Annotated in this window: 12 protein-coding genes and 1 pseudogene; 6 read left to right on the top strand and 7 right to left on the bottom strand. The window is 71.7% G+C overall.

The features are described 5' to 3' along the window. Window positions 1-138: 138 nt before the first annotated feature. The gene (locus AB0C02_RS30720) at window positions 139-789 is read right to left on the bottom strand and encodes a DedA family protein (RefSeq protein ID WP_357552626.1); all 651 of its coding nucleotides are present in this window, start codon (window positions 787-789) and stop codon (window positions 139-141) included. A gap of 251 nt (window positions 790-1040) precedes the next feature. Here AB0C02_RS30720 and AB0C02_RS30715 point away from each other — a divergent pair, with 251 nt between their 5' ends. Both AB0C02_RS30715 and AB0C02_RS30710 read left to right on the top strand, forming a co-directional pair. Continuing rightward, window positions 1041-3896 carry an aconitate hydratase gene (locus AB0C02_RS30715; RefSeq protein WP_357552625.1) on the top strand — a complete coding sequence of 952 codons (2856 nt, stop codon included), beginning with the start codon at window positions 1041-1043 and terminating at the stop codon, window positions 3894-3896. 84 nt (window positions 3897-3980) lie between these two features. Further along, window positions 3981-4079 (top strand): annotated as a pseudogene (locus AB0C02_RS30710) (prevent-host-death protein); the annotation flags it as partial. Between the two features lie 193 nt (window positions 4080-4272). On the opposite strand, the gene AB0C02_RS30705 reads toward AB0C02_RS30710, so the two are convergent. The 3 genes from AB0C02_RS30705 to AB0C02_RS30695 all read right to left on the bottom strand — a co-directional run bounded on the left by AB0C02_RS30705 (window position 4273) and on the right by AB0C02_RS30695 (window position 6020). Continuing rightward, a complete protein-coding gene (locus tag AB0C02_RS30705) occupies window positions 4273-4920 on the bottom strand; it encodes a pentapeptide repeat-containing protein (protein ID WP_357552624.1) in 648 nt (215 codons plus the stop codon). Window positions 4921-4992: 72 nt separating this feature from the next. Then, complete coding sequence (locus AB0C02_RS30700; protein ID WP_357552623.1) at window positions 4993-5598, bottom strand: ATP/GTP-binding protein; 606 nt, start codon at window positions 5596-5598, stop codon at window positions 4993-4995. Beyond that, the gene (locus AB0C02_RS30695; RefSeq protein ID WP_357552622.1) at window positions 5595-6020 is read right to left on the bottom strand and encodes a roadblock/LC7 domain-containing protein; all 426 of its coding nucleotides are present in this window, start codon (window positions 6018-6020) and stop codon (window positions 5595-5597) included. Before AB0C02_RS30695 ends, AB0C02_RS30700 begins: the two co-directional genes overlap by 4 nt. 331 nt (window positions 6021-6351) lie before the next feature. Between AB0C02_RS30695 and AB0C02_RS30690 the strand changes: the two genes are divergently transcribed. Beyond that, entirely contained in the window at window positions 6352-6600 is a 249-nt protein-coding gene (locus AB0C02_RS30690; RefSeq protein ID WP_357552621.1) for a DUF2630 family protein, read from the top strand. A gap of 19 nt (window positions 6601-6619) precedes the next feature. On the opposite strand, the gene AB0C02_RS30685 is transcribed toward AB0C02_RS30690, so the two are convergent. From AB0C02_RS30685 to AB0C02_RS30675, 3 genes are all read right to left on the bottom strand, one after another. After that, on the bottom strand, window positions 6620-7549 hold the full coding sequence (locus tag AB0C02_RS30685) for an RIO1 family regulatory kinase/ATPase (RefSeq protein ID WP_357552620.1): 930 nt from the start codon (window positions 7547-7549) through the stop codon (window positions 6620-6622). A gap of 177 nt (window positions 7550-7726) precedes the next feature. Next, window positions 7727-8371, bottom strand: a complete 645-nt coding sequence (locus AB0C02_RS30680) for an HAD family hydrolase (protein ID WP_357552619.1) — start codon at window positions 8369-8371, stop codon at window positions 7727-7729. Between the two features lie 65 nt (window positions 8372-8436). Next, a complete protein-coding gene (locus AB0C02_RS30675) occupies window positions 8437-9279 on the bottom strand; it encodes a carbon-nitrogen hydrolase family protein (protein WP_357552618.1) in 843 nt (280 codons plus the stop codon). A 105-nt stretch (window positions 9280-9384) separates the two neighbouring features. Between AB0C02_RS30675 and AB0C02_RS30670 the strand changes: the two genes are divergently transcribed. The 3 genes from AB0C02_RS30670 to mug are packed head-to-tail and all read left to right on the top strand — an operon-like array spanning window position 9385 to window position 11323. Continuing rightward, window positions 9385-9957: a helix-turn-helix domain-containing protein gene (locus AB0C02_RS30670; RefSeq protein ID WP_357552617.1), complete on the top strand. Its 573-nt coding sequence runs from the start codon at window positions 9385-9387 to the stop codon at window positions 9955-9957. A gap of 47 nt (window positions 9958-10004) precedes the next feature. Then, entirely contained in the window at window positions 10005-10766 is a 762-nt protein-coding gene (locus tag AB0C02_RS30665; RefSeq protein WP_357552616.1) for an SDR family oxidoreductase, read from the top strand. After that, window positions 10763-11323 carry a G/U mismatch-specific DNA glycosylase gene (gene mug / locus AB0C02_RS30660; RefSeq protein WP_357552615.1) on the top strand — a complete coding sequence of 187 codons (561 nt, stop codon included), beginning with the start codon at window positions 10763-10765 and terminating at the stop codon, window positions 11321-11323. The genes AB0C02_RS30665 and mug overlap by 4 nt, the downstream gene beginning before the upstream one ends. Window positions 11324-11374 lie beyond the last annotated feature (51 nt).

Below are 11374 nucleotides of genomic sequence, written 5' to 3'. Positions count from 1 at the left end.
AACCTCGCCAACTGGATCGCCACCCGCGGCTACAGCGCCTCCTGACCCACCCACGACAAGGGCCGGCCCCACCAGGGGCCGGCCCTTTCGTCGTCTGCGAATGTGCGGATCTCGGCTGCGCCGAGGGCGTTCGCGGGGTCAGTCGCCGCCGGCTCGCACCGGCTCATCGTCGGCCGTCTCCGCCGAGGCCAGTCGGTGGGCCCGGCGCCGCAGCCACCAGGTGCTGCCCAGGCCGGCGAGGATCGCGATGACCAGCCCGGCCCAGGAGATGTCCTTGAGCCAGTGCTCGGCCGCCCGGCCGACGGTGAACAACAGGTACGTCGTGCCGAAGGCCCAGACCAGGCCGCCGGCCGCGTTCGCCAGCAGGAACCGCCGGTACGGCACGCGCAGCGCGCCGGCCAGGGGCCCGGCCAGGATCCGCAGCAGCGCCACGAACCGGCCGAAGAAGACCGCCCAGGCGCCGTAGCGGGCGAAGCTCTGCTCGGCGCGGGCGAGGTGTGCCGGGCCGAGGTGTCGGGGGAAACGCCGGCCCAACCGTTCCAGCAGGGGCCGGCCACCACGTCGGCCCACGGCGTAGCCGATGGAGTCGCCGGCGATGGCGCCGGCTGCGGCGGCGACGGCCACCCATTCCGGCTGCACCACGCCGGTGGCGGCGAGCAGCGCCGAGCTGACCAGGACGAGCTCGCCGGGCAGCGGAACGCCCATGCTCTCCACGCCGATCACCCCGGCGACGATCAGGTAGACCACGCCCGGGGGTAACGCGGAGAGCCAGTGTTGTACGTCTACCACCGCCACCCCCTCCGGTCCGACCTCGAACCCTACCTCGGGCTCCGGCGTGCGGGCGGACCGCTCACCCCGATCAGGCCGGGGCCAGGAACATGATCGGCATCTCCTCGTCCCGAGGCCTGGCATGAGGTTGCGCAGATAGCAAGACGGACGTACGGTTTTGTTGAAACGAGAATCGGCGGTAAGTGTCGCCTAACCCGGGCGACCTCCCGACCGGTGCGACAGACTGCTCAGGACTACTCACAGTCGCTGGTGTGAAGGAGTACGACGTGGCCAGCCTCGACACCTTCGGTGCGAAGACCCAGCTACGCGTCGGAGACGCGAGCTACGAGATTTTCAAGATCGGCAAGGTGGAGGGCCACGACCGGCTGCCCTACAGCTTGAAGATCCTGCTGGAGAACCTGCTGCGGACCGAGGACGGCGCGAACATCACCGCCGACCACATCCGGCAGCTCGGCGCGTGGGACCCCACCGCCGACCCGAGCGTGGAGATCCAGTTCACCCCGGCCCGGGTGCTGATGCAGGACTTCACCGGCGTACCCTGCGTCGTCGACCTGGCGACCATGCGTGAGGCGGTCCGCGACCTCGGCGGCGACGCCACCAAGGTCAACCCGCTCGCCCCGGCCGAGCTGGTCATCGACCACTCCGTCATCGCCGACCTGTTCGGCCGCGAGGACGCCTTCGCGCGCAACGTCGAGCTGGAGTACGCCCGCAACAAGGAGCGCTACCAGTTCCTGCGCTGGGGCCAGACCGCGTTCAACGAGTTCAAGGTCGTCCCGCCGGGCACCGGCATCGTGCACCAGGTCAACATCGAGTACCTGGCCCGCACGATCATGGAGCGCAACGGCCAGGCGTACCCGGACACCGTGGTCGGCACCGACTCGCACACCACGATGGTCAACGGCCTGGGCGTGCTGGGCTGGGGCGTCGGCGGCATCGAGGCCGAGGCCGCGATGCTCGGCCAGCCGGTCAGCATGCTGATCCCACGGGTCGTCGGCTTCAAGCTCTCCGGTGAGATGCCGGCCGGCACCACCGCCACCGACCTGGTGCTCACCATCACCGAGATGCTGCGCAAGCACGGCGTGGTCGGCAAGTTCGTCGAGTTCTACGGCTCGGGCGTGAGCGCGGTGCCGCTGGCCAACCGGGCCACCATCGGCAACATGTCCCCCGAGTACGGCTCCACGGTCGCCATCTTCCCGATCGACGCCGAGACCGTCCGCTACCTGGAGCTGACCGGCCGCGACCCGCAGCAGGTCGCGCTCGTCGAGGCGTACGCCAAGGAGCAGGGGCTCTGGCACGACCCGGCCCGCGAGCCGGAGTACTCCGAGCGCCTCGAGCTCGACCTGAGCACGATCGAGCCGTCCCTGGCCGGCCCGAAGCGCCCGCAGGACCGCGTGCCGCTGGGCAGCGCCAAGACGCTCTTCCGGTCGGCGCTGACGGACTACGTGGCCGCCGACGAGACCGGGGGCGACCCGAGCCGCACGCCGGGCGTGCCCCAGCAGGAGAGGCCGTTCGGCGCCGACGGCCCGGCCGACGAGGCCAGCGCCGAGTCCTTCCCGGCCAGCGACTCCCCGGCCAACGGTGTCAACGACCCGGCCGACGCCCCGCGCGACCTGACGACCGCGGCGGTCGGCTCCGGCGGCCGGGCCAGCAACCCGATCCGGGTGACCGGCGCCGACGGCGTCGAGTACGAGCTGGACCACGGCGCCGTGGTGATCGCCGCGATCACCTCCTGCACCAACACCTCGAATCCGCAGGTCATGATCGGTGCCGCGCTGCTGGCCCGGAATGCGGTGGAGAAGGGCCTGGCCCGCAAGCCGTGGGTGAAGACCACCCTGGCCCCCGGTTCCAAGGTCGTCATGGACTACTACGACCGGGCCGGCCTCACCCCGTACCTGGAGAAGCTCGGCTTCAACCTGGTCGGCTACGGCTGCACCACCTGCATCGGCAACTCCGGCCCGCTGCCGGAGGAGGTCTCCGCCGCGGTCAACGAGGGCGACCTCGCCGTCGTGTCGGTGCTTTCCGGCAACCGGAACTTCGAGGGCCGGATCAACCCGGACGTCAAGATGAACTACCTGGCGTCCCCGCCGCTGGTGGTCGCGTACGCGCTCGCCGGCACCATGGACATCGACCTGGCCAACGAGCCGATCGGCGAGGACAGCCAGGGCAACCCGGTGTTCCTGCGGGACATCTGGCCGAACACCGCCGAGATCCAGGACGTCATCGCCGCGGCGATCGGCGCCACCGGTTTCAGCTCCGCGTACGCCGACGTCTTCGCCGGTGACGAGCGCTGGCAGTCGCTGCCCACCCCGACCGGCGACACGTTCGCCTGGAACGCCGACTCCACGTACGTCCGCAAGCCCCCGTACTTCGAGGGCATGCAGCAGCTGCCGACGCCGGTCTCCGACATCGGCCCGGCTCGGGTGCTGGCCAAGCTGGGTGACTCGGTGACCACCGACCACATCTCCCCGGCCGGCTCGATCAAGGCGGACTCCCCCGCCGGCAAGTACCTCGCCGAGCACGACGTGCCGCGACACGAGTTCAACTCGTACGGCTCCCGCCGGGGCAACCACGAGGTCATGATCCGGGGCACCTTCGCCAACATCCGGCTGCGCAACCAGCTGGTGCCCGGCGTGGAGGGCGGCTTCACGGTCAACCACCTGACCGGCGAGCAGACCTCGATCTACGACGCCTCGATGGCCTACCAGGAGGCGGGCGTCCCGCTGGTCATCCTGGCCGGCAAGGAGTACGGCTCCGGCTCGTCCCGTGACTGGGCGGCCAAGGGCACCATGCTGCTCGGCGTCAAGGCGGTCATCGCCGAGTCGTACGAGCGGATCCACCGCTCGAACCTGATCGGCATGGGCGTCCTGCCGCTGCAGTTCCCGGTCGACACCACCGCCGAGTCGCTGGGGCTCACCGGCACGGAGACCTTCTCCATCACCGGCGTGACCGCCCTGAACGACGGCGAGACCCCGCGTACGGTGAAGGTCACCACCGACACCGGCGTGGAGTTCGACGCCGTGGTCCGGATCGACACCCCCGGTGAGGCGGACTACTACCGGCACGGCGGCATCCTGCAGTACGTACTGCGTCGCATGATCGCCAGCTGACGAACGACCCGAAGGCTCCCTCCCCGCCTCAGGTCGGGAGGGACCCTTCGGTGTTTCCGCCAGCGGGTACTCGCCCCTTCGAGGATCATCGAGCGGGTGGGACGTGGTGAAGAAGTCGTGATCAGTCGGGCCGCTACTCCGGCCGCGGAGGTCATGCCGCTGCGCCCGAGGCGCACGGCGCTCACGATCGGGCCAGCCGGGTCACCCGGACGCAGGCCGAGGTAAACCTTGCGGGCCATCGTGGCGAGCGCCTCGGCCACGGAGGCGTCCAGCATGCTGGAATGCGTGTAGACGCGTCGACCTCCCGGTCGGCGTACGCCCAGCGTGGACAAGACAAAGCATCTCCGCTGAGCGCGGCTGTCACTGGGGACGAAAGCTAGCCCGCGTCGCCGAAGTCCACGCGGATGCCCAGCGCGGCCGCCAGCGTGCGGGTCAGCGAGAACAGGTCGTGGCCGCTCACAGTGGCACCGGCCAGCGAAGCGACGCCGCCGATATCGGTCGGCGTGCAGCCGTCGAACACCGCGCCGCCCAGCTCCACGCCCGAGAACTGCGCCGACGTCAGGTCGCAGCGCTCAAACCGTACCTCCGAGGTCTTGGCATTTTGGAAGTCGGCCTGGCTCAGCACGCAGTCGCGGAAAGTCACGCGCTTGAGCCGGGAGAAACGGAAGCTGCTCAGGTTGGCCCGGCAGCCGGTCACGGTGACGTCCTCGAGCACGCCGTTGACCCAGCCAAAGCCGGTCATCCGGGTCAGGCCGATCTCCGAGGCCTTTAGGGACGAGTCGGTGGCCTGGAAGTTCGCCAAGTCGCTCTCCGCGAACGAGCACGCGGTCAGGTGGCTACGGTGCAGGCGCCCGCCGGAGAGGTCCGCTTTCACGAACCGGCACTGGGCGACCTCGGCGAGTTCGGCCGACATCCAGGGCATGGCGTAGTCCTCGTACGCGAGCCCCTGGTAGGCGCCCTCGTCGGCGAGATCGTCCGCCGGAGACGAGGCGGCACGGGTCGGCATCTGCTGGCGGCGCGGCAAGCGGTTGACTCCTCGGTTGATGTGGTCGGAGCCGGGTGACGTCGAGCCCGGCGAGGTGCGCCGGCCCGCCCGTCAGTCGTCGGCCGTCCGGCGGCGCTCCCCGCGCACCTTCATGGTGTGCTCCAACAGCCTGATCAGGACCTCCTTGGCCGACTGCCGCTGCCGCGCGTCGCAGAGCACCACCGGTACGCCCGGGTCGAGGTTGAGCGCCGCCTGCACCTCGTCGAGCCGGTAGCGCTTGGCGCCCTCGAAGCAGTTCACCGCCACCACGAACGGCGTGCCCCGCTCCTCGAAGTAGTCGATCGACGGGAAGCAATCGGCCAACCGGCGGGTGTCGGCGAGCACCACCGCGCCGAGCGCGCCGAGCGCAAGCTCGTCCCAGATGAACCAGAAACGGTCCTGGCCGGGCGTGCCGAACAGGTAGAGCACGAGATCATCGCTGATGGTGATGCGGCCGAAGTCCATCGCCACGGTGGTGGTCTGCTTCTCCTCCACCCCGGAGAGATCGTCGATGCCAACTCCGGTCTCGGTCAGCACCTCTTCGGTGCGCAGCGGGCGGGTCTCGCTCACCGCCCCGACCAGGGTGGTCTTGCCAGCGCCGAATCCACCGGCGATCAGGATCTTGATCGCGGTGGGCAGCGTCGCCGGTCCCGCCGACCGCTCAGAGCGCCCGGTCATCGGGCCGGGGCCTCGCCGATGGCGGGTTCCCGGGTCGGCGAGGCGACGAACCGGCCGACCCGGGTCACCACCATCGCCATCTCGTACGCGATCAGACCGACATCGGCGTCCTCGGCGGCCAGCACGGCGAGGCAGGCGTTGCGTCCGGCCGCGGTGACGAAGAGGAACGACGACTGCATCTCGATGATGGTCTGCTGCACCTGGCCGCCGCCGAACCGCTTGCCCGCCCCCCGGGCCAGGCTCTGGATGCCCGCCGCCATCGCCGCCAGGTGTTCGCCGTCGTCCCGGCTCAGCCCCCGGGACGATGCCATCAACAGGCCGTCGGTGGACAGCGCCACAGCGTGTTCCGCCTGCTTGACCCGGCTGACCAGGTCATCCAACAACCACGTCAGGTCCCCGCTCGAAGCCGTCTTGTGGGCCACTCGTCCTCTTCTTTCCGTCTGATGTGCCGTGCTCGTCCGGGACGCGCCGCGTCGTCGTCCGGTCAGTGTCCGAGGTGGATGGCCCGGCCCGCGACCGCGCAGGGCGGCAACCCGGTACGAAGATGTGTACTGCGGGAACCCATCACACCGTCCTGGCGGGCCACTCGGTCACCTGCCGATGGCGACATCGACCATTCGATCGACACCGGCGCACGCTAGCAGCGTCCGGACCTTCACTCAAGCGAACCTGATCATGGTAATGGGACGCGGTCCTTCGGCGCACAGGAGGAGAACCCGGGCGCGGCCCTCTCCCCTGTGCCAAGCTTCGGGCATGGACGACAAGACCATCCTGAACCGGATCACCGAACTCGTCGACGAGGAGCACCAGCTGCGCGCGGCCGCGCAGGAGAACGTGGCCGGCACCGACGACGCGGCCCGGGAGCGCCTGCGTGCCCTGGAGGAGTGTCTCGACCAGTGCTGGGACCAGCTGCGCCGCCGCCGGGCCGCCCGCCGGGCGCACGGTGACCCGGACGCCCAGGGCACGCGCCCCCGGTCGGAGGTCGAGCGCTACCTCCAGTGATTCGCGGCCCGGCGGCGGGTCAGCGGATCCCCGCCTCCCGCAGCAGCAGCTCGGTCAGCTCGGCCGGGTCGACGTCCCCGGCGGGTAGGCCCCGCGCGACGAACCAGGCGCCGACCACCCGCACGTCCCGGGCCAGGAATTCGGGCCCCTGTGGGTTGGCCACCACGTCGACCACCTGTGGCAGGTCGATCATGACCAGCCGCCCCCGGTGCACCAGCAGGTTGTACGGCGACAGGTCGCCGTGCGCGTATCCGGCGCGCGCCAGCACGACCAGGGCGTCGACCAGTTGCCCCCACAGATCACGCAGCTCGGCGGCGTCCGGACGGAGCTGGGCCAGCCGCGGCGCGGCCTGCCCCTCCTCGGCGTCCCCGACGAACTCCAGCATCAGCTCGGTGCCGAGCAGCTGCACCGGGTACGGCACGGCGATCCGCCCGGAGGCCGCGCCGATCTCCCAGAGCCGGGCGAGGGCGGCGAACTCGGCGGCTGCCCACTGCCCGGCGATCATCTGCCGGCCGAAGGCGGTTCGGCCGGCCATCGCCCGGTTCTCCCGGGACCGGCGGACCCGGCGCCCCTCCAGGTAGCCGGCGTCGCGGTGAAAGAGCCGGTGCTGGGCGTCCCGATAGCGCTTGGCGGCGAGCAGGCAGGACCGGTCGGTGCCCGGCACGGCCCGGCGGACCAGGTGGACGTCCGCCTCCTTGCCGGTCTTCAGCACACCGAGTTCGGTGTCCTTCGCGGCCAGCTCGGTGACCAGCCACGCGGGGTGGGGTTCGGGCCCGTGTACGGCCTCGTCCCAGGACGACCAGTGGTCGTCGAGGCCGGGCTCGTCGTCGGGTTCGGCGGAGACCGGCTCGGCGTGCCGGCCGTGCTTCAGGAAATAGGGTTCGTCATCGTCGAAGCGGCTCTTGCCGCGGCCACGGCGCTGCGGCGCCGGGAAGTCGTGTTCACGCACGGGTGGGTTGATCCTTCGATCGAGGCTGGTGGAGGCAGGCGGAACGACCCTGCAAAGACGGCCATGACCGACCTCCTCTCCTCGACCGGGCACCGCCCGGCTGCGCCCTCGCGCCGCACCATGATCACGGGCCGGCGCGAGCGGGTCAACCGAATTAACCGCTCCCGCCGCGCGTGCTCACCCGGCCAGCACCGCGGCCACCGCGGCGATCAATCCGTCGGCCGTACGGGTCGGTGCGAACCGGTTGTCCCTCCAGCGGCGTCCCCGGTGCAGCCAGACGCTGGGCAGTCCGGCCGCGCTGGCCCCGCCGATGTCCGCCTCCGGGCTGTCACCGACCACCCAGGCGCGGCGCAACGGCATCCGGACCCGCTGTGCGGCGAGCGCGAAGATCCTCGGATTGGGCTTGCTGACCCCGGCCTCCTCGGAGATCACCCAGTCGGCGACGTAGCGGTCCAGGCCGGTCCGGCGGATCTTCGCGTCCTGCTGACGTACCGCGCCGTTGGTGACCACCACCGGCACCCACCCGGCGTTGTCGGCGATCCGCAGCGCGCAGGCGATCAGCGGATCCAGTCGGCTGTTCGCCACCACCCCGTCGTGCAGCTCCTCGACCAGGTCGATGGCGGGGACGTCGAGCCCGTACCGGTCCCGGATGGCGTCGGCCACGTCCCACCGGTCGGTCAGCCCGTCCGCGTCGACGGACAGCAGCCAGTCGATGTCGGTGGGCGGCGCGCCGACGGTGTCCAGGAATCGCTCACCCCAGGCACGGAAGGGGCCGTCCCGGTCCAGCAATGTGTTGTCCAGATCGAGCAGGAGCAACGGCACGCGGGAACCTTACGGGACGCAGCGGTGCTCCGACAGACCCCGACCGCCCGCATTTGTCAAATCGATCAACCGACAATCGTCGTACGCCGTAGGCCCTGCTCGGCCGGGCGGTCGGCGAGCATGGTGTGCGCCGCCCGGGTGGCCGCGAGCACGGCCGGGTCAAGCGTCGCCACCAGCACGTCTTCCCCGGTGTTCGCGCCCCGCGCCAGCGGTCGGCCCTCCGGGTCGTACACGGCGGCGCCGCCGTTGAACCGCCAAGGGTCGGCGCCGTCGACGGCGTTGGCGAAGACGACGAACATCGTGTTGTCCAGGGCACGGGCGGCGTAGTAGACGTCCCGCCGGTGTTCCGAGCCGGCCAGGTAGCCGCTCGGGCAGAGGTAGCCGTGCGCGCCGTCGTCGGCCGCGGCCCGCCCGTGCTCTGGGAAGCAGCCGTCGTAGCAGATCCCGAGACCGAAGCGCCAGTCGTCGACCAGCAGGGTCGCGCCGCGCCGGCCCGGGGAGAACAGCTCGCGCTCGCCGCCCCAGAGCTGCTGCTTGTCGTACGCCGCTAGGACGACACCGGCCGGGTCGACCACCAGCGAGGAAATGGTGCGCCGCCCGCATGGGTACCGGACCGCCGCGCCCACCACCACCGTGGTCCCGCCGGCCCGGGTGGCCTGCCGCAGCGGGTCGAGCCGCGGATCGTCGACCCGGCGTTCCGCGTCGGCGGCCACGTCGGTGCCGGCCGGGTCGGCCGCGAGGGTCGGCGGGTGGTACGCGGGCAGGAACAGCTCCGGCAGCACCACGATCCGGGCGCCGGCGGCCCGGCCGACGAGGCGGGCGGCCGTGGTGGCGTTGGCGGCGACGTCGCCGGGAACCGGCTCGGCCTGCACGGCGGCCACGGTCATCGGGTGAGCGGGCGCGATCATGGGCCGATCCTAACCAGATCGCGGCACCGCGCTGATCATGCGAACGCCCACGTCAAGCCGTACGTACGGTTTGCGAAAGCGGGGGGCGCCTGAAACGATCTGTACGTGCCCAGAGTAAGCCAGGACCAGCTCGACGCACGCCGGCAGGAGATCCTCGCCGCCGCGCGCGCGTGTTTCGCCCGGCACGGCTACGAGGGCGCCACCGTCCGGCGCCTGGAGGAAGCCACCGGGCTCTCCCGCGGCGCCATCTTCCACCACTTCCGCGACAAGGAGTCGCTCTTCCTCGCCGTCGCAGAGGACGACGCGTCCGCCATGGTGGAGACCGTCGCCCGCAACGGCCTGGTCCAGGTGATGCGCGACCTGCTCGCCCGGGCCCTCTCCCCGGACACCACCGGCTGGCTCGGCAGCCAGCTGGAGGTCTCCCGGCGGCTGCGCACCGACCCGGCGTTCGCCAAGCGCTGGGCCGAACGCTCGGCGGCGATCGCCGAGGCCACCCGCGAGCGGCTGCTGCGCCAGCGGGAGGCCGGGGTGCTCCGCGACGACGTGCCGATCGACGTGCTGGGCCAGTTCCTGGAGCTGGCGTACGACGGGCTGGTGCTGCACCTGGCGATGGGGCGCCCGGCCGGCGACCTGAGCCGGGTGCTCGACGTGGTCGAGGAGGCGGTCCGCCGCCACTGATCCCGGCCGCCGCCCGGCGGCGCGTCGCGGTGCGGCAGGATCGACCCATGGATCTCGAACTCGCCGACCGGGTGTACGTCCTGACCGGCGCCTCCCGTGGCCTCGGCTTCGCCACCGCCGAACGCCTCGTCGCGGACGGCGCCCGGGTGGTGATCTCGGCCCGTGTACCGGAGCAGGTGGCCGCGGCCGTCGACGCGCTCGGCGGGCCGGAGCGGGCGATCGGGCTGACCGCCGACCTGACCGACCCGGGCACCCCGCAACGGCTGATCGCCGCCGCGCGCGAGCAGTTCGGCCGGCTCGACGGGGCGCTCGTCTCGGTCGGCGGGCCGCCCCGGGGCACCGCCGCCCAGGTCACCGACGAACAGTGGCGGGAGTCGTTCGAGACGGTCTTCCTGGGCAGCGTCCGCGCCACCCGTACGGTCGCCGCCGCGCTCACCGACGGCGGCGCGATCGGGCTGGTCCTCTCCACCTCGGCGCGGGAACCGCTGTCCGGGCTCGGCATCTCCAACGGCCTACGCCCCGGCCTCGCCGGGGTGGCCAAGGACATCGCCGACGAGTACGGCCCGCGGGGCGTACGCGTGTTCGGCCTGTTGCCCGGCCGGATCATGACCGACCGGAACCAGCAGCTCCTCGCCGCCGCCGACGACCCGGAGCGGGCCCGGGCCGAGGCGAAGGCGTCGATCCCGCTCGGCCGGTTCGGCGAGCCGGCCGAGTTCGGCCGGGTGGCCGCCTTCCTGCTCTCCCCCGCCGCCAGCTATGTCACGGGGGTCACGGTGCCCGTCGACGGCGGCGCGCTGCGCGGCCTGTGACGGCCGAACAGCGGTATCCCCGGCCGACGAAGGAGCAGCTCGCGGCGGCGGCCGACAAGCTGCTGCCGGACGTGATCGCGCCCGGGCTGGACGTGCTCTTCGTGGGCATCAACCCGGGGCTCTGGTCGGCGGCGATCGGCTGGCACTTCGCCCGGCCGGGCAACCGGTTCTGGCCGGCCCTGCACCGGGGTGGCTTCACTCCGCATCAGCTGCACCCCAGCGAACAGGACGAGCTGCCCCGCCTCGGGCTGGGCATAACCAACCTGGTGTCCCGGGCCACCGCCCGCGCCGACGAGCTGTCCGCGAAGGAGCTGGTGGCCGGCGCGGCGGAGCTGACCGGCAAGGTCGAGCGCTACCGGCCGCGCTGGGTGGCGGTGGTCGGGGTGACCGCGTACCGGATCGGCTTTGCCCGGCCGAAGGCCGGCTTCGGCCCTCAGCCGGAGCCGCTCGGCAGTGCCCGACTCTGGGTGCTGCCCAACCCGAGCGGCCTGAACGCGCACTTCACCCCGGAAACGCTCGGCGCCGCCTTCGCCGAACTGCGGGCAGCGATGGTCTAGTGGAGTGCACCCCGACCACCTTCACCGGCATCCCCGTCCGTGTCGCTCAAC

Origin of the sequence: Micromonospora sp. NPDC048999 (assembly GCF_040649295.1) — a bacterium.
Lineage (GTDB): Bacteria > Actinomycetota > Actinomycetes > Mycobacteriales > Micromonosporaceae > Micromonospora.
Note: the sequence above shows the minus strand (reverse complement) of the source record. Positions and strands in the feature narration are given on the sequence as shown.

What these genes read in the sequence shown, in the direction of transcription:
- AB0C02_RS30675 (WP_357552618.1), bottom strand. Translation starts at nt 9,279, where the DNA reads ATGATCGCGCCCGCTCACCCGATGACCGTGGCCGCCGTGCAGGCCGAG.
- AB0C02_RS30665 (WP_357552616.1), top strand. Translation starts at nt 10,005, where the DNA reads ATGGATCTCGAACTCGCCGACCGGGTGTACGTCCTGACCGGCGCCTCC.
- AB0C02_RS30700 (WP_357552623.1), bottom strand. Translation starts at nt 5,598, where the DNA reads ATGACCGGGCGCTCTGAGCGGTCGGCGGGACCGGCGACGCTGCCCACC.
- AB0C02_RS30690 (WP_357552621.1), top strand. Translation starts at nt 6,352, where the DNA reads ATGGACGACAAGACCATCCTGAACCGGATCACCGAACTCGTCGACGAG.